Source organism: Streptomyces sp. XD-27, assembly GCF_030553055.1.
Lineage (GTDB): Bacteria > Actinomycetota > Actinomycetes > Streptomycetales > Streptomycetaceae > Streptomyces.
This window is the reverse complement of sequence record NZ_CP130713.1, coordinates 6,612,119-6,631,143: the sequence shown is the minus strand read 5'-3', so window position 1 is coordinate 6,631,143 and position 19,025 is coordinate 6,612,119. Positions and strand designations below refer to the sequence as shown.

16 protein-coding genes are annotated in these 19,025 nt (G+C 73.3%); 4 read left to right on the top strand and 12 right to left on the bottom strand.

Annotated elements, in window-relative coordinates; all coding sequences use genetic code 11:
• From Q3Y56_RS28900 to Q3Y56_RS28880, 5 genes are all read right to left on the bottom strand, one after another.
• Entirely contained in the window at positions 1-1,227 is a 1,227-nt protein-coding gene (locus Q3Y56_RS28900; protein WP_304464727.1) for an acetylornithine transaminase, read from the bottom strand.
• Positions 1,224-2,132 carry an acetylglutamate kinase gene (gene argB, locus Q3Y56_RS28895; RefSeq protein ID WP_304464726.1) on the bottom strand — a complete coding sequence of 303 codons (909 nt, stop codon included), beginning with the start codon at positions 2,130-2,132 and terminating at the stop codon, positions 1,224-1,226. Before argB ends, Q3Y56_RS28900 begins: the two co-directional genes overlap by 4 nt.
• The gene (gene argJ, locus Q3Y56_RS28890; RefSeq protein ID WP_304464725.1) at positions 2,129-3,310 is read right to left on the bottom strand and encodes a bifunctional glutamate N-acetyltransferase/amino-acid acetyltransferase ArgJ; all 1,182 of its coding nucleotides are present in this window, start codon (positions 3,308-3,310) and stop codon (positions 2,129-2,131) included. The genes argB and argJ overlap by 4 nt, the downstream gene beginning before the upstream one ends.
• A complete protein-coding gene (argC, locus tag Q3Y56_RS28885) occupies positions 3,307-4,335 on the bottom strand; it encodes an N-acetyl-gamma-glutamyl-phosphate reductase (RefSeq protein WP_304464724.1) in 1,029 nt (342 codons plus the stop codon). The genes argJ and argC overlap by 4 nt, the downstream gene beginning before the upstream one ends.
• A 172-nt stretch (positions 4,336-4,507) precedes the next feature.
• Positions 4,508-5,959: a PLP-dependent aminotransferase family protein gene (locus tag Q3Y56_RS28880; RefSeq protein ID WP_304464723.1), complete on the bottom strand. Its 1,452-nt coding sequence runs from the start codon at positions 5,957-5,959 to the stop codon at positions 4,508-4,510.
• On the opposite strand from Q3Y56_RS28880, the gene Q3Y56_RS28875 reads away from it, so the two are divergent.
• Both Q3Y56_RS28875 and Q3Y56_RS28870 read left to right on the top strand, forming a co-directional pair.
• Complete coding sequence (locus tag Q3Y56_RS28875; RefSeq protein ID WP_304464722.1) at positions 5,958-6,944, top strand: DMT family transporter; 987 nt, start codon at positions 5,958-5,960, stop codon at positions 6,942-6,944. The genes Q3Y56_RS28880 and Q3Y56_RS28875 overlap by 2 nt on opposite strands.
• 86 nt (positions 6,945-7,030) lie before the next feature.
• A complete protein-coding gene (locus Q3Y56_RS28870) occupies positions 7,031-7,228 on the top strand; it encodes a DUF1918 domain-containing protein (protein WP_304464721.1) in 198 nt (65 codons plus the stop codon).
• A gap of 74 nt (positions 7,229-7,302) precedes the next feature.
• On the opposite strand, the gene Q3Y56_RS28865 is transcribed toward Q3Y56_RS28870, so the two are convergent.
• Positions 7,303-8,616 carry a glycoside hydrolase family 10 protein gene (locus Q3Y56_RS28865; protein WP_304464720.1) on the bottom strand — a complete coding sequence of 438 codons (1,314 nt, stop codon included), beginning with the start codon at positions 8,614-8,616 and terminating at the stop codon, positions 7,303-7,305.
• A 258-nt stretch (positions 8,617-8,874) separates the two neighbouring features.
• On the opposite strand from Q3Y56_RS28865, the gene Q3Y56_RS28860 reads away from it, so the two are divergent.
• Positions 8,875-9,732, top strand: coding sequence for a 3-hydroxybutyryl-CoA dehydrogenase (locus Q3Y56_RS28860; RefSeq protein WP_304464719.1), 858 nt, complete (start codon positions 8,875-8,877; stop codon positions 9,730-9,732).
• A gap of 247 nt (positions 9,733-9,979) precedes the next feature.
• On the top strand, positions 9,980-10,237 hold the full coding sequence (locus Q3Y56_RS28855; protein ID WP_304464718.1) for a hypothetical protein: 258 nt from the start codon (positions 9,980-9,982) through the stop codon (positions 10,235-10,237).
• A gap of 77 nt (positions 10,238-10,314) precedes the next feature.
• Here the strand turns inward: Q3Y56_RS28855 and Q3Y56_RS28850 are convergent, their stop codons facing one another.
• The 6 genes from Q3Y56_RS28850 to Q3Y56_RS28825 all read right to left on the bottom strand — a co-directional run bounded on the left by Q3Y56_RS28850 (position 10,315) and on the right by Q3Y56_RS28825 (position 18,987).
• Entirely contained in the window at positions 10,315-10,845 is a 531-nt protein-coding gene (locus Q3Y56_RS28850) for an NUDIX domain-containing protein (RefSeq protein WP_304464717.1), read from the bottom strand.
• 146 nt (positions 10,846-10,991) lie between these two features.
• Complete coding sequence (locus Q3Y56_RS28845; protein WP_304464716.1) at positions 10,992-12,326, bottom strand: transcriptional regulator; 1,335 nt, start codon at positions 12,324-12,326, stop codon at positions 10,992-10,994.
• A 49-nt stretch (positions 12,327-12,375) separates the two neighbouring features.
• Positions 12,376-13,602: a PP2C family protein-serine/threonine phosphatase gene (locus tag Q3Y56_RS28840; RefSeq protein ID WP_304464715.1), complete on the bottom strand. Its 1,227-nt coding sequence runs from the start codon at positions 13,600-13,602 to the stop codon at positions 12,376-12,378.
• 288 nt (positions 13,603-13,890) lie between these two features.
• A complete protein-coding gene (pheT, locus tag Q3Y56_RS28835) occupies positions 13,891-16,404 on the bottom strand; it encodes a phenylalanine--tRNA ligase subunit beta (protein ID WP_304464714.1) in 2,514 nt (837 codons plus the stop codon).
• Positions 16,404-17,549, bottom strand: coding sequence for a phenylalanine--tRNA ligase subunit alpha (gene pheS / locus Q3Y56_RS28830; RefSeq protein WP_304464713.1), 1,146 nt, complete (start codon positions 17,547-17,549; stop codon positions 16,404-16,406). Before pheS ends, pheT begins: the two co-directional genes overlap by 1 nt.
• Before the next feature lie 136 nt (positions 17,550-17,685).
• Complete coding sequence (locus tag Q3Y56_RS28825; RefSeq protein ID WP_304464712.1) at positions 17,686-18,987, bottom strand: ATP-binding protein; 1,302 nt, start codon at positions 18,985-18,987, stop codon at positions 17,686-17,688.
• Between the last annotated feature and the right edge of the window lie 38 nt (positions 18,988-19,025).

Sequence of the window (19,025 nt, the reverse complement as noted above, 5' to 3'; positions counted from 1 at the left end):
TCAGTCTCCGGATGTGTTGGACCCCGTCTCCACGCGGTGGGCGTGCAGGGCCGCGTCCAGGGCCGTGGGGAGCGCCTGGAGGAAGGTGTCCACGACGTCGTCGCCGACGATGAGCGGCGGGGCGAGCCGAATGACGTCCGGCACGGCCGCGTTCACCAGAAGACCCGCGTCCTGAGCCGCCTGCTGCACCCGTGGTGCGAGGGATTCTGTAAGCACGATACCCAGCAGAAGGCCCGCGCCGCGGACATGGGAGACCAGCGGATGTCCGATCGCCTCGATTCCCTCCCTCAGCCGCTCCCCCGCGCGCTTGACCCGGTCGAGGACGTCCTCGGCGACGATGGTGTCCAGCACGGCGAGCGCGGCGGCGCACGCGACCGGGTTGCCGCCGAAGGTGGAGCCGTGCTGACCGGGCGTCAGCAGGTCGGCCGCGGGGCCGAAGGCGACGGTGGCGCCGATGGGCAGGCCGCCGCCGAGCCCCTTGGCCAGGGTGACGACGTCCGGTTCGACGCCCTGCGCCTGGTGCTCGAACCAATGGCCCGTTCGGCCGATACCCGTCTGGATCTCGTCGAGGACGAGCAGCGTCCCGGTGGCCCGGGTGATCTCGCGCGCCGCCGCAAGGTAGCCCGCCGGGGGCACGACGACGCCGTTCTCCCCCTGGATCGGCTCGATGATCACCAGCGCGGTGTCGGTGGTCACCGCGGCCCGCAGGGCCTCGACGTCGCCGTACGGCACATGGGTGACGTCGCCGGGCAGCGGCCGGAACGGGTCCTGCTTGGCGGGCTGCCCGGTGAGGGCGAGGGCGCCCATGGTGCGGCCGTGGAAGCCGCCGGTGGTGGACACCATGTGCGTGCGGCCCGTGCGCCGCCCGATCTTGAATGCGGCCTCGACGGCCTCGGCACCGGAGTTGGAGAAGTAGACGCGGCCGGAGCGGCCGAACAGGTGGAGCAGCCGTTCGGCGAGCGCGACCGGCGGCTCCGCGATGTAGAGGTTGGAGACGTGGCCGAGGGTGGCGATCTGGTCGGACACGGCTCGCACGACGGCGGGGTGTGCGTGGCCGAGGGCGTTCACGGCGATGCCGCCGATGAAGTCCAGGTACGCGCGGCCGTCGGCGTCCCACACCCGCGCGCCCTCGCCGTGGGCGAGCGGCAGCCGGGGCGTGCCGTAGTTGTCCATCAGCGCACCCCGCCAACGCTGCGTCAGGCTGGTGTTGTCCGGGATCTCGCTCATGCTTCCTCCCCTTGATGCACCGGGTCCGGCACGACCATGGTGCCGATCCCTTCGTCGGTGAAGATCTCCAGCAGGATGGAGTGCGGTACCCGTCCGTCGATCACGCGCGCGGTGGTGACCCCGTTCCGCACGGCGAACAGGCAGCCCTCCATCTTGGGGACCATGCCGCTGGCCAGATCGGGCAGCAGCTTCTCCAGTTCACTCGCGGTGAGTTGGCTGATGACGTCGTCGCTGTCGGGCCAGTCGGCGTACAGGCCCTCGACGTCGGTGAGCACCATCAGCGTCTCGGCGCCCAGCGCGGCGGCGAGGGCGGCGGCCGCGGTGTCGGCGTTGACGTTGTAGACGTGGCCGTCGTCGGCGCTGCGGGCGATGGAGGACACCACCGGGATCCGCCCGTTGTCCAACAGGGCCTGGATGGCGCCGGTGTCGATGTCCGTGACCTCGCCGACCCGGCCGATGTCGACCTGTTCGCCGTCGATGTCGGCGTACCGCTTGATGGCCGTCATGGTGTGCGCGTCCTCGCCGGTCAGGCCGACGGCGAGCGGGCCGTGCTGGTTGAGCAGACCGACCAGCTCGCGCTGGACCTGTCCCGCGAGCACCATCCGGACGACGTCCATGGCCTCGGGGCTGGTGACGCGCAGCCCCGCCTTGAACTCCGACTCCAGGCCGAGCCGGTCCAGCTGGGCGCTGATCTGCGGCCCACCGCCGTGCACGACGACGGGGCGCAGGCCAGCGTGTCGCAGGAAGACCACGTCCTGGGCGAACGCGGCCTTGAGCCCGTCGTCGACCATGGCGTTGCCACCGAACTTGACCACGACGGTCTTGCCGTGATGGCGGGTCAGCCAGGGCAGCGCCTCGATGAGGGTGCGTGCCTTGGGCAGGGCGGTGTGCTTACGAGCGGTCATGAGGAATACGCGCTGTTCTCGTGTACGTAGTCGGCGGTGAGGTCGTTGGCCCAGATGACGGCGGACTCGCTGCCCGCCGCGAGGTCGGCGGTGATCCGCACCTCGCGGTAGCGCATGTCGACCCGTTCGCGGTCCTCGCCGACGGAGCCGTTCTTGCAGACCCAGACGTCGTTGATCGCGACATTGAGCTGGTCGGGTTCGAAGGCGGCGGAGGTGGTGCCGATCGCGGAGAGCACCCGGCCCCAGTTGGGGTCCTCGCCGTGGATGGCGCACTTGAGCAGGTTGTTCCGGGCGATGGAGCGGCCCACCTCCACGGCGTCGTCCTCGCTGGCCGCGTTGACGACCTCGATCCGGATGTCCTTGGAGGCACCCTCGGCGTCACCGATCAGCTGCCGGGCCAGATCGTCGCAGACGGCACGGACGGCCTCGGCGAACTCCTCGGGGTCGGGGACGACCTCCGAGGCGCCGGAGGCCAGCAGCAGCACAGTGTCGTTGGTGGACATGCAGCCGTCGGAGTCGACCCGGTCGAAGGTGGTGCGGGTGGCGGCGCGCAGCGCCGTGTCGAGGGCCGGGCTGTCGGTGTCGGCGTCGGTGGTGAGGACGACCAGCATCGTGGCCAGGCCGGGGGCGAGCATGCCCGCCCCCTTGGCCATGCCACCGACCGTCCAGCCCGCCGGGCTCTGGACGACGGCGGTCTTGTGCACGGTGTCGGTGGTCTTGATGGCGATGGCGGCCTTCTCGCCGCCATGCGGGTTGAGTTGGGCGACGGCCTTGTCCACTCCGCGCAGCAGCTTGTCCATGGGCAGGAGAACGCCGATCAGTCCCGTCGAGCAGACGGCGACCTCGCCCGCGCTGTGCCCGCCCGTCTCGTCGCACCCTGCCGTGTTGAGCGACTCGGCGACCTTCTCGGCCGTGGCGTGGGTGTCCTGGAACCCCTTGGGGCCGGTGCAGGCGTTGGCGCCGCCGGAGTTGAGGACGACGGCGGAGACCTGACCGCCCTTGAGGACCTGCTCGGACCACAGGACGGGGGCCGCCTTGACCCGGTTGGAGGTGAAGACGCCCGCGGCGGCGAGACGCGGCCCGTTGTTGACCACGAGGGCCAGGTCCGGGCTGCCGCTCTCCTTGATTCCGGCGGCGATCCCGGAGGCGGTGAACCCCTTGGCTGCCGTAACACTCACGGTGCGACTCCGATCGTGGATAGTCCGGTCTCCTCCGGGAGACCCAGGGCGATGTTCATGCTCTGCACCGCGCCGCCCGCGGTGCCCTTGGTGAGGTTGTCGATGGCGCTGATGGCGATGATCCGGCCGGCCGCCTCGTCGTAGGCGACCTGTATCTGCACGGCGTTGGAGCCGTACACCGCGGCGGTGGCGGGCCACTGCCCCTCGGGCAGGAGGTGGACGAAGGGCTCGGGGGCCAGGGCCTTCTCGTACGCCTCGCGGACCTGGGCGGCGGTGGCCCCGGGCCGGGCCTTGGCGGAGCAGGTGGCGAGGATGCCGCGGGCCATGGGGGCGAGGGTGGGGGTGAAGGACACCGAGACCCGCTCCCCGGCGACCGCCGACAGGTTCTGGATCATCTCGGGGGTGTGCCGGTGGCCGCCGCCGACGCCGTACGGGCTCATGGAGCCCATCACCTCGCTGCCGAGCAGGTGCGGCTTGGGCGCCTTGCCCGCGCCGGACGTCCCGGACGCCGCGACGATCACGGCCTCGGGCTCGGCCAGCCCGGCCGCGTACGCCGGGAAGAGCGCGAGCGAGACAGAGGTCGGATAGCAGCCGGGGACCGCGATCCGCCGCGATCCGCTCAGCGCCTCCCGGGCTCCGGGCAGCTCGGGCAGCCCGTACGGCCAGGTGCCCGCGTGGGGGGAACCGTAGAACTTCTCCCAGTCCGCGGCGTCCTTGAGGCGGAAGTCCGCTCCGCAGTCGATGATCAGCGCGTCGTCGCCCAGTTCCTCCGCGACGGCGGCGGACTGCCCGTGCGGCAGCGCGAGGAAGACAACGTCGTGACCTGCGAGGACGTCGGGCGTGGTGGGCTCCAGCACGCGGTCGGCGAGCGGCAGCAGGTGGGGCTGGAGCCCGCCGAGACGCTGCCCGGCGTTGGAGTTGCCGGTCAGCGCGCCGATCTCGACGCGGGGGTGCGCGAGCAGCAGGCGCAGCACTTCGCCGCCGGCGTACCCGCTCGCTCCGGCCACTGCCGCACGTACCTTCATGGAAGCCTCCTCTAGATGGCATGACTATACGGTTCTCGGCAGTTTTATGCAACGCTCGCTGGAGCGGGGCGGCCGCCGGAGGATCTCTTGAACGCTGGGCCCGGCCGATCGGTTCCTGCGGGCTGCCCGGTCGTCTCGTCGACCGGACACGGGCGCAGGGGCAGGGGCGCCGTCAGGCCCGGATGTCGTCGTACGCCGCGCGGAGCCGCCGCACTCCCTCGGCCAGCTCACCGGCGCTCGCCGCCGACGCGAAGCTGAGCCGCAGGTGGGGGGCGGGCGGTTCGGCGCAGAAGTAGGGGCGCCCCGGGGCGACGGCCACCCCCGCGCGCAGGCCGGCGGCGGCCAGCGCGAACTCGTCCGTACCGTCGGGCAGGCGCAGCCACAGGACGTAGCCGCCGGACGGTACGTGCCGTATGTCGGCCGCCTCGGGCAGCTCCTGCCGGAGCGCGGTGACCAGGGCGTCGCGGCGACCGCGCAGTTCGGCGGCGATGTGGCGCAGATGGCGGAGCCACCCCGGCGCGCCGACCAGTTCGAGGGCGGCCTCCTGGAGCGGGCGCGGCACGAAGAAGCTGTCGACGATCTGGATGGCGCGGAGGCGCTCCAGGGCGGGGCCGCGGGCGGCGAGCGCGCCCACCCGCAGGCTGGGTGAGGTGATCTTGGTGAGGGAGCAGACGTGCACCACGACGCCGTCGGGATCGTCGGCGACGAGCGGGGCGGGCGGCGGGGCGGCGTCCTCGTGCGCCAGACGGCGGGCGAAGTCGTCCTCGACGACGAACGCCCCGGCCTCGCGCGCCACGCGCAGCACCTCGGCGCGCCGCTCGGCGGAGAGCACCGCGCCGGTCGGGTTCTGGAACAGCGGCTGCGAGACGAAGACGCGGGCGCCGCTGACCCGGAACGCCTGGGCGAGCAGGTCGGTGCGGACGCCGTCGGTGTCGACGGGTACGGGGACCGGGCGCAGGCCGGAGGCGCGGGCCGCGGCGAGCATGCCGGGGTAGGTCGGGGACTCGACGAGGACGGGCGCGCCGGGGGTGGCGAGCGCGCGCAGCGCGGCGGTCAGCGCGCTCTGGCCGCCCGCGGTGACCAGGACGTCGGAGGGGGCGACGGCGCCCGCGGCGCCGCCGATCTCGCGGGCGAACCAGGCGCGCAGCTCGGCCAGCCCCTCCGTCGGCGGGCGGCCCCAGGCGCCCGGCCGCCGGCCGGCGCGGGCGAGTGCGGCGGCCATGGCGCGCTCCGGCTGGAGCGAGGGGTGCAGGTAGCCGCCGTTGAGTTCGACGACACCGGGCGGCGGGGCGGCCAGCGTGGCGAGTACGGCGGAGGCGTCGACGGAGCGGGGCACCGGTTCGCCCGGGGTCTCCGCGCTCAGGGCGACCTCCTGCCAGGAGGTGTCGCCGGGGCGCGCCGTGCCGCGGCGCGGCCGGTCGGCCCGGAAGGCTCCGGCGCCGGGCCGGGTGACGACCAGCCCCTCGGCGGCGAGCGCGGCCAGCGCGCGGGAGACGGTCACGGGGCTGACCCGGAAGCGCTCCACAAGGGCCCGACTGGACGGCAGCTTCTCACCTGGTGAGTAGCGGTTGAGTTCACTTCGCAGGATGCTTGCCAACTCCGCCACACTGCTACGCTCTTGCATGAGAGATGACGATAGCGCTATCCGCTCCACGTCGATAGCGGTGAGCACCGGCGCGACGGCCCCGGGCGCCGCAGCCGCGCGTACGGGGGCGGCCGCCGGCGCCGCCACGCGCGCGGGGAGCGCCACGGGCACGGCCGCCGGCACCCTGCTCGCCGGGCTCGGCGTCGCCGCCTTCTCGCTCACCTTCCCCGGCACCGTCTGGGCGCTGGAGGGCTTCGGGCCGTGGTCCGCCGTCTCCCTGCGCATGGTGCTGGCGGGGCTGCTCGCGGGCGGCTGCCTGGCCGTACTGCGCGTACCGCTGCCCGACCGCCGGTACTGGCCGGGGCTCGCCGTCGTGGCGGCCGGGGTCGTCGTGGGCTTCCCGCTGCTGACCACGCTCGCGCTGCGGACCTCGACGACCTCGCACGCGGCGGTGGTGGTCGGTCTCCTGCCGCTCACCACGGCCGCGTTCTCCGCCGTACGGACCGGAGCGCGGCCCTCCCGCGCCTTCTGGGCGGCGGCGCTGGCCGGTGCGGCGGCGGTGCTGGGCTTCGCCGTACAGCAGAGCGGCGGCACGCCGACGTCGGGCGATCTCTACCTGTTCGCGGCGCTGCTGGTGTGCGCGGCGGGCTACACCGAGGGCGGGCGGCTGGCCGGGCACATGCCGGGCTGGCAGGTGATCGGCTGGGCGCTGGTCGGCTGTCTGCCGCTGTCCGTGGCGGGCGCTGCCGTGGCGCTGTCGGCCGAGCCGGCGCGGCTGACCGGGCACGCCGTCGCCGGGCTGCTGTGGCTGGCCGCGGGCTCGCAGTTCGCGGGCCTGGTGCTCTGGTACCGGGGCATGGCGGCGATCGGCGTGGCGCGGGCGAGCCAGCTGCAGCTGGCCCAGCCGCTGCTGACCCTGGTGTGGTCGGTCCTGCTGCTGGGCGAGCACCTGACTCCGGCCGCGCCGGTCACCGCGGTGGCGGTGCTGGTCTGCATCGCCGTGACGCAACGCGCCAGAACGTGACGATCAGGGGCACACCCGCGGTGCCCGCCATAGACTGCAACTACCGAGCCAATCTCCTGAAAGAGCCGGACAGGAGGCCGTGAGCGATGCATGCGAGCAAGGGTGACAGGCTGGTGGTGCACGGCAGGGTGGTCGGACAGCACGACCACGTCGTGGAGATCGTCGAAGTACTCGGGCAGAACGGCGAACCGCCGTACCGCGTCCGTGCCGAGAACGGCCACGAAACGATCATGACGCCGGGACCGGACTCCGTGGTCCGGAGGAGCACGGGAGAGCCCGCCTGACGGCTCTCCCGTGTTCATCATCCCGATCGGGCAGTGTCATCGTCCCGGTCGGGCGCGGAATCGTCCGGTCGGGCTCAGTGCGGCGGGCGCACCCGGCCCGGGTAGTGGTCGGCGACGACGCGTGCCATCGCTCCTATACGGTCCTCGGCCACCTCCTTGGCGGAGAAGTACACGTTGCCGCGCACCTCGGGGAAGTCCCGGTCGAAGGTGAGGTGGCGGGACAGCTCGGCCGGATCCTGCCAGGGCGCCGGCTGCCCTTGCGCACCCGCCTTGTAGAGCGCTTCGCCGATGTAGAGGTCGACGCCCGTGCCCCGGACGGTCCGCGCCCACCAGGGGACGACCTTGGCGTAGTCGGCCACCGGGAAGCCGATGTTCCAGTAGACCTGGGGCACGATGTAGTCGATCCACTCCTCGCGGACCCACTTGCGGGTGTCGGCGTACAGGTCGTCGTAGGTCTGCACGCCGGCGCGGGTGTCCGAACCGCGCGGGTCCGTGGCCTTGTTGCGCCATATGGCGAACGGGCTGACGCCGAACCGTACGCGGCCCTTCTTCAGCTTCCGCAGCCGCTGGGCCGTCTCCAGGACGAGGCGGTCGATGTTGTTCCGGCGCCAGGCGGCCCGGTCCGGGAAGCCCTTGCCGTAGCGTGCGTACGCCGCGTCGTCGTTGAACTTCTGACCGGCCACCGGGTACGGGTAGAAGTAGTCGTCCCAGTGCACGGCGTCGACGTCGTAACGGGCGACGGCGTCGAGCATCGCGTCCTGGACGAAGCGGCGGACCCGGGGCAGTCCGGGGTTGTAGTAGAGCTTGCCGCCGTACGGCACCACCCACTCCGGATGCCTGCGGGCCGGGTGGCCGGGCACCAGCCGGGAGCGGTCGGTGTGGTTGGCGATGCGGTACGGGTTGAACCAGGCGTGCAGTTCCAGGCCGCGCTCGTGGGCCTCGCGTACGGCGACGCCCAGCGGGTCCCAGCCGGGGTTTCGGCCCTGCTTCCCCGTGAGGTATTCGGTCCACGGTTCGTACGGGGACGGCCACAGGGCGTCGGCGGTGGGCCTGACCTGGAAGACCACCGCGTTGAGCCGGCGCTTGACGGCCGCGTCGAGGAGCGCGAGGAGTTCCCGGCGCTGCTGTCCGGCCGGGAGGCCGGGCTTGGACGGCCAGTCGCGGTTGGCCACGGTGGCCAGCCACATCCCGCGGAACTGGTGCCGGCGGCCCGGTGCCCGCGGCGGACGGTCGGCGGCCCGGGCATCGGCCCCTTCCTGAGGGGGCCCGGCGGGGCCTTCGGACGCCGGAGCGGCCGCCGCCGCGGTCGGCACCGCGGCCGGCACCGCCGCGGCGGCGAGTAACCCGGCCGCCGTCGCGGTCAGGTCCCTGCGCGTGATCTCACCCATGATCGCTCCCTTGGTCGCTCGACTTGAGCGTGCGTCACGTACTGGTCACGTTGCGCTGATGATGAACGGCGCCGGGGCTCGCGGCAATGCTCCACACCCGTGGGAGCGCTCCCAGACCGCCCGGACGGACGGTCGCCCACCCCGGCGGAGTAACGTCTGGGACGAGCGCGGGCGCGTGGCGCACTCCTGCCGACCGTGGGAGGACGCACGGGGCCCGCCGTCCCGTAGATCAGCGAAAGGCACGATGTGACGGACACTGTGGCAGACGTGGCACGCGTCGGAGTGGTGGGCTGCGGCCAGATGGGCGCGGGCATCGCCGAGGTCTGTGCCCGTTCCGGACTGGACGTCAAGGTCGCCGAGACCACCGGCGAGGCCCTGGAACTGGGCCGCACCCGTCTGACCAGCTCCCTCGGCAAGGCCGCGGAGCGGGGCAAGATCACGCCGGAGGAGCGGGACGCGGCGCTGGCACGGCTCAGCTTCACCACCGACCTGGGCGAGTTCGCCGACCGCGATCTGGTCGTCGAGGCGGTCGTGGAGAACGAGCAGGTCAAGACGGAGATCTTCCAGATCCTCGACCAGGTGGTCACCCGGCCCGACGCGATCCTGGCCTCGAACACCTCCTCCGTCCCCCTGGTCAAGCTGGCCGTCGCCACCTCCCGTCCCGACCAGGTCATCGGCATCCACTTCTTCAACCCGGCGCCGGTGCAGAAGCTGGTCGAGCTGATCCCCGCGCTGACCACGAGCGAGGAGACCATCAAGCGCTCCGAGGCGCTGGTCCACGACGTGCTCGGCAAGCACGCCATCCGGGCGCAGGACCGCTCGGGCTTCATCGTCAACGCGCTGCTCATCCCGTATCTGCTCTCGGCGATCCGGATGTTCGAGTCGGGCATCGCGAGCCGCGAGGACATCGACAACGGCATGGAGCTGGGCTGCGCGCACCCGATGGGTCCGCTCAAGCTGTCCGACCTGATCGGCCTGGACACCATCGCCGCGATCGCGGACTCCATGTACGCCGAGTTCAAGGAGCCGCTGTACGCCGCTCCCCCGATCCTCCAGCGCATGGTGGACGCGGGCCGGCTGGGCCGCAAGACGGGCTGGGGCTTCTACTCGTACTGACCGCCAGGCGCCCCTGGGCACAGGGAGACAGGGCCCGGCCTCCGGTGACGTCCGGGGCCGGGCCCTGTCGTATGGGGCCGTGCGGGCGATGTGCGACCGGAGCGCGCGCCGCGCGCCCCGAGTTCACACGGGGTGCGCGGCGATGACGCGCATTCACCCGGCGCACACGCTGCCGCGCGCGCCCGATGCGCGGTTCACTCGGATCGTCGGACACCTCACGCACCCACCGAAGAAGGGGGAACGATCCGTGACCACCGAGCCCGAGCACGCCGTGACCGCCGCGGAGCTCGCGGAACTCCGCGGAAACGTCGACGTCGGACTCACCCGGGTCGACGGCCGGCTCGCGCTCCTCGACCACCGGGCCGAGACTGCCGAGGACGACGTCGCCCAACTGGCCGCGCGAGTGCGCGCCTTGGAGCACGCCCGCTGGCCACTGCCGTCGATCGCCGCGCTCACCGGGCTCGGCGGCCTGGCGCTCACCGTGTGGCAGGTCGTGGGCCGTTAGCCGAGCCGCTCAGTGGACAGCGGAGCCGTCACGGAGCAGCCCGGCCGGTCCGCCAGCCCGCCAGTCCGCCGGACCCGTCAGCCGAGGCGGATCTGATGCAGCATCAGCAGGGCCGCCGCCATGTTCGCGGCCGGCACCTCGCCGCGCCCGACCATGTCGGGGACGAGCTTGAGCGGCACCCACTCGCGCCGGTCGGACTCGATGTCGTCCTGCGGGTGGCCGATGTACGCGGCCTCCTCCGCCCAGTAGATGTGATGCCGCGCGTCGGTCAGCCCGTTGGACGGCTCGACCGACAGCAGATGCCGCAGCGGTCCGGGGCGCCAGCCGGTCTCCTCCTCCATCTCGCGGGCCGCCGCGGCGGCGATGTCCTCACCGTCCTCGACGACTCCGGCGGCCAGTTCCCAGCCCCAGCTGTCGGTGATGAAGCGGTGCCGCCACAGCAGGAGCACCTCGTTGGCCTCGTTGACCACGGTGGCCACGGCCACCGGCCGCAGCCGGATCAGGAAATGATCGAGATGGCGGCCGTCGGGGAGTTCCACGTCGGCGAGGTTCACCCGGAACCACCTGTTCTCGTACACGGTCCGCTCGGCGAGATTCTTCCATCGCACTGTCAGCCACCTTCCGTCGCGTAGAGGGCAGCATGCCGACGCAAGGGCCCGTACGCACCCGGAAGGAAGTGCTCACCGTGTCGCGGCCTCCCCCAGCTCCCTCTGGCTGGGAGGTGCCCCCCAGCTCAGAGTGGGACGCGCGGTGCTCAGAGCGGGACGCGCAGTGCTCCGTCGATCAGTTCGGCGGCTTCGGACGTCGCCGCGCAGCGGCTCTCGGTGAGATGCTCGCGCACCGACCGGAGCCGGTCCCGCAGGCGCCGTGACTCCATCCCGCGGGCCCGATGGGCCATCTCCACCGCGGTGGCCACCGCCTGGTCGGCGTCGCCCTGGCGCAGTTCGATGTGGGTGAGCATGGCCAGCCGGTGTACCCGGCCGCGGTCGTGCGCCGGGGTGCCGACGGCCGCGGTGGCGTGCTCGCGGGCGGCCGCCAGGTCGCCGAGGCTGAGCAGCGCCTCCGCCACCTGCACGTTGACGAGGCCGGGCTGGACGTACCCGGTCTCGTCGGGCTCCGCGCCGCGCCGGATGCGTTCGGCGGCCGCCTCGGCACGGCGGATGCAGGCCAGCGCCCCCGCGCCGTCGCCGAGCCGTGCGTACGCCTTGGCCTGCATCGCGTACAGGTCGGCGGCGAGCGCCGGGGTGACCTCGGCGCGCGCCGCGCGCACCGCGGACTCGGCGAACGCCACGGCCTGGCGGTACTCCTTGAGATACAGGGACTGGTTGACCAGCAGCGCGATGACATACGCGCCCAGTCCGCGGTCCCCGCTGGCCTTGGCCAGCCGCAGCGCCTGGTGGAAGTAGCGCTGGGCCAGGCCGTGCGCGTCGGAGTCGTAGGCGCAGATGCCGGCGACGGCGGCCAGTCCGCCGGTGGCCCGGTGCAGTTGGCGGCCGGTGGCGTCGCTGTAGCCGCCGCGCAGCAGCGGCGCCGCCTCGGCGTTGAGGAAGCCGACGACCCGGGCGCGGGTCGCGACGCCGCCCGCCCTGCGGTACATCTGCTCGTAGTGGGCGCGGGCGGCGCGGAGCGTCTCGATGTCCGCCTGGCCCACCCTGGTCAGCCCGCGCCGGGAGACGTCGGAGTCCTCCGGCGGGTTCTCCCACTCCCATACGGGGATGACGGCCGGGGTGCCGGTGACGGCCTGGGCGCCGATGACGTGGGGCCGCTGCTGTTCGTCGGAGTGCCACAGGGCGGTGGCGCGTTCGACGAAGCCGGAGAGCGCAGTGGCGTGCCGACGGCTGCCGGGGGTGCCGAGCCCGACGTCGTCGAGAGTCAGGGTGCGGTGCAGCCGCTCGCCGAGCACGGCGCATATCAGGTCCGGCACCTGGCCGCGGGGGCGCTGCCCCTTCAACCACCGCGCCACGGCGGTGTGTTCGTAGCGCAGGGCCAGCCCGCGCGCCCGACCCGCCTCGTTGATGCGCACGGCCAGACCCGCGTGCGACATCCCGGCTTCGTCGAGTAAGGAGTCGAGCAGTGTGTTGGGCTCCATCGCCCCCCTCTCCGATGCACTGTGTGTAACCATCGTAACGGAGGGCGATTCACACCCCGTGTGAACTGTGGACGGCGCACGCGGTCGACGGGGTGGACGGGGTGGGCGCTTCCGGGCGGTCGTGGCACAGCACGAGCAGGGCGATGTCGTCGGCGAGCCGTCCGCCGGTGTGGGCGAGGACGCCGCGCTGTATCTCCGCGACGACGTCGGAGGGGACGATGGCCGGGTGGCGGGCGGCGCGGTTCAGGGCGGCGCCGAGGGGGAAGAACGCGCCGTCGCGGTCCCGGGCGTCCTCCGCCCCGTCGGTGTGCAGCACGAGGGCGTCGCCGTGCCGCAGCCGGCCGCAGGGCACCGGTGGCAGGTCGGCGGGGAGCGGGAAGAGTCCGAGCGGCGGCAGGACGCCGTCGGGGGCGAGTTGTCGCGCCGCCGGGCCGTCCGCCGGTGCGGCGGTCAGCCGATAGGGCCACGGATGGCCGCAGTTGAGGGCGATGACCTCGCCGTCGGGGCGCAGTTCCAGCAGGAGTACGGTCACGAACTCCTCGGCGAGCGGGCTGTGCGGCTCGTCCCCGCGGCCCGCCGGGTGGGCGGCGCGCGCCCGGTCCCGCAGGTGGCGCTGGAGGGCGCGGTCCAGGCGGCGGAGGACGTCGGGGAGTTCGGGTTCGTCGTGGGCGGCCTCGCGGAAGCTGCCGAGGACGGCCGCGACGGTGCCGATGGCGGCGAGGCCGTGACCGCGGACGTCGCCCATCACGACGCGGACCCCGTGGGCGGTGGCCACCGCCTCGTAGAGGTCGCCGCCGAGCGCGGCGCCGCGGGTGGCGGACAGATGGCCGCCGGCCAGGGTCATGCTGTCGAGGCGGGCGGGGAGCGGGCGCAGGACGACGTCCTGGGCGGCGGTGGCGACGGCGCGGGCCCGGTCCAGTTCGCGGGCCAGCCGGACGCCGCGACCGGAGGCGAGGTAGCTGGCGGCGAGCACGGCGGCGATGGCCCCGCAGCCGCCGAGCAGGGTACCGAGGCCCCGGGTGCCGCCCGCCGTGAGAGGTATCAGTACGCAGACCGCGGTGACGCCGCCGGTCACCACGCAGCGCCGGCTGCCGCTGCCGGCACAGGCGATGGCGGGTACGGCGACGAGGAGTTGGGCGGCCTCGGTGCCGTACGGGCTGAACAGCTCCCAGGCGACCACGGACAGGATCCACAGGCCGGGCAGCATGAGGACGACGGCCCGGCCGAGGCGTGCGGTGCCGGTGCCCGTACCGCCGGCCGCGTTGGTCCCGATCATGCAGTCGGCCTCCTGGCAACCGGATGAGGCGGTTGGCCGGGCCCGTTCGGGAACGCGCGCGTGGGCCGTGGCGATCGGGTCGATTATCGCGATCTTCGGGACCGAAGTGACCGGACTCCGGACGGACTTCATCCGATCGGGTGATCAATCACCGAGGTACTGATGAGCAATCACCGAGGAAGTGACGTCGAACGCGCACGGGGCGCACCTCGGCTGTCGCGAGGTGCGCCCCGGTGGACGGACGGGACGCGGGGCGGGCGGGCGGTGCTCCCCCGCCCCGCGGGTGCGTCAGGCGCCGCGGAGTACGGCGCCGGTGCGCTCGACCGCGGCCGCCACGGCCGCGTCCCGGGCGGCCGACGCCTCGTCCGCCGTCAGGGTGCGGTCGGCGGCGCGGAACCGCAGCGCGTAGGCCAGGGACTTCTTGCCCTCGCCGAGCTGTTCGCCGGTGAAGACGTCGAAGAGCCGCAGCGACTCCAGGAGTTCGCCGGCGCCCTCGCGCAGGGCGGCCTCGACGTCGCCCGCGGCGACCGAGGCGTCCACGACGAGCGCGACGTCCTGCGTGGCGACCGGGAAGGTCGACACGCGCGGTGCCGTGACGGTGCCCGCCCCGGCCCGCTCCAGGCGGTCCAGCTCGATCTCCATGGCGCAGGTGCGCTCGGGGAGGCCGAGCGCCTTGACCACGCGCGGGTGGATCTCGCCGGCGTTGCCGACGAGGATCTCCTGGCCGTCCACGACGGCCAGCAGCGCGGCGCAGCGGCCCGGGTGGAACGGGGCCTGCTGGTCCTGGCGGACGATCAGCTCCACACCCGCCTCGCGCGCCACCGTGCGGCCCGCCTCGACGGCGTCGGCCCAGGTCGCCGGGCGACCCTGGCCCCACCAGCCGTGCTGCTCGCGGGCCCCGGCAAGGACGACGGCGGCCCGGCGCGGCTGCTGCGGCAGCGCGGCGTCCAGCGCGGCGATCTCCTCGTCGGTGGGGCGGCGGTCGACCGGGAGGCGCACGGCGGCGGGCTCGTCACCGGAGGGCCGGAAGACCAGCCCGGTCTCGAAGAGCGCCAGGTCGTGCTCGCCCCGGCCGTCGTTGCGGCGCAGCGCGGCGAAGAGGCCCGGCAGCAGCGTGGTGCGCAGCGCGGGCTCGCTGTCGCTGAGCGGGTTGACCAGGCGGACGGCCTTCCGGCGGGTGTCGTCGGGGGCCATGCCGAGCCGGTCGAAGACCTCTTCGGAGAGGAACGGGTAGTTCAGCGTCTCGACATAGCCGGCGCCGGCCAGCGCGCGGCCGACCCGCCGGTGCAGGCGCTGACGCTCGGTCAGGCCGCGGCCGGACGGCGGCTGCGGGAGGGTCGAGGGGAGGTTCTCGTAGCCCTCCAGGCGGATGACCTCTTCGGCGAGGTCGTTGGGGTCGGTGAGGTCCGGGCGCCAGCTGGGGACGGTGACGGTCAGGTCGTCGGCCCCGTAGACGTCGCAGCCGACCTGCTGGAGGCGGCGCACCACGGTCTCGCGGCCGTAGGCGACACCGGCGACCTTGTCCGGGTGGTCGGCGCGGATGGTGATGGTGCGCGGCCCGCGGGGGGCCACGATCTCGGTGACCCCGGCCTCGGCGGTGCCGCCCGCGAGCAGCACCAGCAGGTCGACGGTGCGCTGGGCGGCCGCCGAGGTGGTGTTCGGGTCGGCGCCGCGCTCGAACCGCTTGGACGCCTCCGAGGACAGCTTGTGGCGGCGGGCGGTGCGGGCGATGGCGACCGGGTCGAAGTGGGCGGCCTCGATGACGACCTCGGTGGTGCCCGTCGGCTCCTCCGCGGTGTCGGCGATCTCGGTGTCGGCGCCGCCCATGACGCCCGCGAGCCCGATCGGCCCGCGGTTGTCGGTGATGACCAGGTCCTCGGCGTCCAGCACGCGCTGGGTGCCGTCGAGGGTGGTGAGCTTCTCGCCGGGCTCGGCGCGGCGCACCCCGATGGGTCCGTCGACCCGGGTCCGGTCGTAGGCGTGCAGCGGCTGGCCCAGTTCGAGCATCACGTAGTTGGTGACGTCGACGGTCAGCGAGATCGGGCGCATGCCCGCCTTCTGCAGGCGGCGCTGGAGCCAGATCGGGGACGTGGCGTGCGGGTCGAGGCCGGTGACGGTGCGGGCGGTGAAGCGGTCGCAGCCGACCGGGTCGGAGACCTGGACCTGGTAGCCGTAGGAGTTGGGCGGGGGGACGTCCAGCAGGGCCGGGTCGCGCAGCGGCAGCCCGTAGGCGGTGGCCGTCTCGCGGGCGATGCCGCGCAGCGACAGGCAGTAGCCGCGGTCAGGGGTGACGGCGATGTCGAGGACCTCGTCGCGCAGCTCCAGCAGCTCAATGGCGTCGGTGCCGGGCTCGTACTCCGGCGGCAGCACGATGATGCCGTGGCCGCCGTCGTCGCCCATGCCCAGCTCGTCGCCGGAGCAGATCATGCCGTGCGAGACCCTGCCGTACGTCTTGCGTGCGGCGATCTTGAAGTCGCCGGGCAGGACGGCGCCCGGCAGGACCACGACGACCTTGTCGCCGACGGAGAAGTTCCGGGCGCCGCAGACGATCTCCTGCGGCTCGCCGGTGCCGTTGGCGGTGCCGACGTCGACGGTGCAGAAGCGGATCGGCTTCTTGAAGCCCTCCAGCTCCTCGATGGTGAGGACCTGGCCGACGACCAGGGGGCCGGTGAGGCCGGCGCCGAGCTGCTCGACGGTCTCGACCTCAAGGCCGGCGGCGATGAGCGCGGCCTGCACCTCGCGGCCGGTGGTACCGGCGGGCAGGTCGACGTACTCCCGCAGCCAGGAAAGCGGGACCCGCATCAGATCTCCATCCCGAAGGGCCGAGTGAAGCGCACGTCGCCCTCGACCATGTCTCGCATGTCTTCAACGTTGTGCCGGAACATCAGCATCCGCTCGACGCCGAAGCCGAAGGCGAACCCGCTGTACTTCTCCGGGTCGACGCCGCAGGCGGTGAGCACCCGCGGGTTGACCATGCCGCAGCCGCCCAGCTCGATCCAGCCCTCGCTGCCGCACGTGCGGCAGGGGCGGTCCGGGTTGCCCACGGACTCGCCGCGGCAGGCGAAGCACACCATGTCCATCTCGGCGGACGGCTCGGTGAACGGGAAGAAGTTGGGCCGCAGCCGGGTGCGCATGCCCTCGCCGAACAGCGCCCGGACCATGTGGTCCAGGGTGCCCTTGAGGTCGGCCATGGTCAGGCCCTCGTCGATGGCGAGCAGCTCGACCTGGGTGAAGACCGGGGTGTGGGTGGCGTCCAGCTCGTCGGTGCGGAACGTCCGGCCCGGGCAGATCACGTAGATGGGCGGCTCGCGGTCGATCATCGACCGGATCTGGACGGGCGAGGTGTGGGTGCGCAGCACGACGCCGGAGTCACCCGCGGCGGAGCCGCTGTCAGCAGCAGTCTTGTCGTTGCCCTGGACGAAGAAGGTGTCCTGCATCTCGCGGGCCGGGTGGTCCGGCGGGAAGTTCAGGGCGTCGAAGTTGAACCACTCCGCCTCGACCTCGGGGCCCTCGGCGACCTCGTAGCCCATGGCCACGAAGACGTCCTCGATCCGCTCGGCGAGCGTGGTGATCGGGTGCCGGGCGCCGGCCGGGGTGCGGTCGTACGGCAGCGTGACGTCCACCGCCTCCTCGACCAGCACGCGGGTGTCGCGCTCGGCCTCCAGCTCCTCCTGGCGGGCCTTGATGGCCTGGTTGACCTGGCCGCGTGCCTGACCCACGCGCTTGCCCGCGTCCGCCTTGGCGTGCGGCGGGAGCGCGCCGATCTCTCGGTTGGCCAGCGCGAGCGGCGAGCGGTCACCGGCGTGGGCGGCCTTGACCTCGCGCAGGGCGTCGAGGTCCCCGGCGGCGGCGACGGCGGCGAGCGCCTCGTCACGCACGCGGGCGATCTCTTCCGGTTTCAGTGCCTCGACCTCGACCGGGTCGTACGACTTATTGGGTGCCGACATCTCTTCCGTGCTTCCGGTTGGCTGGCTGGGGGTCCCCGCGGACGGACGACAAGGACACAAAGGTGCCAAAGGTCGAGTCTACGGGGCGTGAGGGGCGCGAGAGCCCGTGGGCGGGTACGGGAAGCCCGTGGGCGGCTCAAGCCATGAAGGCCGGGGCGCCCACGGGCAACGTAAATCGGAACCTGGCGCCGCCGCCGGGGGCCCGGCCGACGGTGATGGTCCCGCCGTGCGCCTCGACGATGCCCTTGACGATGTACAGGCCCAGGCCCGTGCCGCCGCGCTTGCTGCCCCGCCAGAAGCGGGTGAAGACACGGCCCATCGACTCCTCCGGAATGCCCGGGCCCTCGTCGCTCACAGTGACGGCCGTACCGGCGCACCCTCGCTCGTGCGGGGATGACGAGGGCGCCACCTCGATGGTGACGGTTCCCTCGCCGTGCCGCACGGCATTTTCCAGCAGGTTGCCGAGCACCTGGTCGATCTTGTCGGGGTCGGCCCACAGGCTGGGCAGCGGCTGCCGCACCCGGATGTGGAAGCGGTCGGAGGCCTGGCCGGCGGTGGTGTGCGCCTGGACATGGCGGCGGACGGCCGCGGTCACGTCGACGGGCTGGCGGCGCACCTCCAGCCGTCCGGAGTCGATCCGGGAGATGTCGAGCAGCTCGGCGATGAGCCGGGTGACGCGGTCCGCGTCGGCGTCGACGGTCTCCAGCATCAGCCGCTTCTGGTCGTCGGTGAACCGCTCCCACTTGGCCAGCAGGGTCGCGGTGAAGCCCTTCACCGAGGTGAGCGGGGACCGCAGCTCGTGCGCGACGGTGGCGATCAGCTCGGCGTGGCTGAGCTCGGTGCGGCGGCGGGCCTCGGTGCCGCGCAGGGAGACGACGAGGCGGGACAGGGGCCCGGCCGGGCGCTCGCGCACGTACCGGGCCGAGACCAGCACCTCACGGCCGTGCAGCAGCAGGTTCCGCTCGGGCTGGCCGGCCCGGATGGCCAGCCCGCCGTACGGGTCGGTCAGCGCCCACCAGCGGCGCCCCTCCAGGTCCTCCAGCGGGAGCGCCTTCTCCACGGGCAGCCCGATGGCGTCGGCGGGCCGTACATCGGTGATCCGGGCGGCGGCGGCGTTGAAGCAGGTGACACGGCCGGTCTCGTCGGCGACGACGAGGCCGTCGGGCAGGTCGTCGGGGTGCAGGCCGAGCCCGGGCAGCGCGTCGGAGCCGGGCGGCCGCGGATCGAGGCCGGAGGCCGGATCAGGGCCGGAGGTCGGATCGGGGCCGGTCGGGGCCGGTTCCCGGCCTCCGTACGGCGGCGTGGGCGGGGGCGGCTGCGCGGGGTCCGCGGGCCCGTACGCGCCGGGCGGACGGGCGCCGGGCACGCGCGCACCGGTCGTCCTCGCGTCGGCGGCCCTTGCGTCGGCCGCCCTCGCTTCGGAGGTCCTCACGTCCATCCCCGCACCCCCTCTCGGCCGTCAGGGTCGCAACCCTA

Coding starts and splice junctions, on each gene's coding strand:
- Q3Y56_RS28900 (WP_304464727.1), bottom strand. CDS start 1,227: ATGAGCGAGATCCCGGACAACACCAGCCTGACGCAGCGTTGGCGGGGT.
- argB (WP_304464726.1), bottom strand. CDS start 2,132: ATGACCGCTCGTAAGCACACCGCCCTGCCCAAGGCACGCACCCTCATC.
- argC (WP_304464724.1), bottom strand. CDS start 4,335: ATGAAGGTACGTGCGGCAGTGGCCGGAGCGAGCGGGTACGCCGGCGGC.
- Q3Y56_RS28875 (WP_304464722.1), top strand. CDS start 5,958: ATGAGAGATGACGATAGCGCTATCCGCTCCACGTCGATAGCGGTGAGC.
- Q3Y56_RS28880 (WP_304464723.1), bottom strand. CDS start 5,959: ATGCAAGAGCGTAGCAGTGTGGCGGAGTTGGCAAGCATCCTGCGAAGT.
- Q3Y56_RS28870 (WP_304464721.1), top strand. CDS start 7,031: ATGCATGCGAGCAAGGGTGACAGGCTGGTGGTGCACGGCAGGGTGGTC.
- Q3Y56_RS28865 (WP_304464720.1), bottom strand. CDS start 8,616: ATGGGTGAGATCACGCGCAGGGACCTGACCGCGACGGCGGCCGGGTTA.
- Q3Y56_RS28845 (WP_304464716.1), bottom strand. CDS start 12,326: ATGGAGCCCAACACACTGCTCGACTCCTTACTCGACGAAGCCGGGATG.
- Q3Y56_RS28840 (WP_304464715.1), bottom strand. CDS start 13,602: ATGATCGGGACCAACGCGGCCGGCGGTACGGGCACCGGCACCGCACGC.
- pheT (WP_304464714.1), bottom strand. CDS start 16,404: ATGCGGGTCCCGCTTTCCTGGCTGCGGGAGTACGTCGACCTGCCCGCC.
- pheS (WP_304464713.1), bottom strand. CDS start 17,549: ATGTCGGCACCCAATAAGTCGTACGACCCGGTCGAGGTCGAGGCACTG.
- Q3Y56_RS28825 (WP_304464712.1), bottom strand. CDS start 18,987: ATGGACGTGAGGACCTCCGAAGCGAGGGCGGCCGACGCAAGGGCCGCC.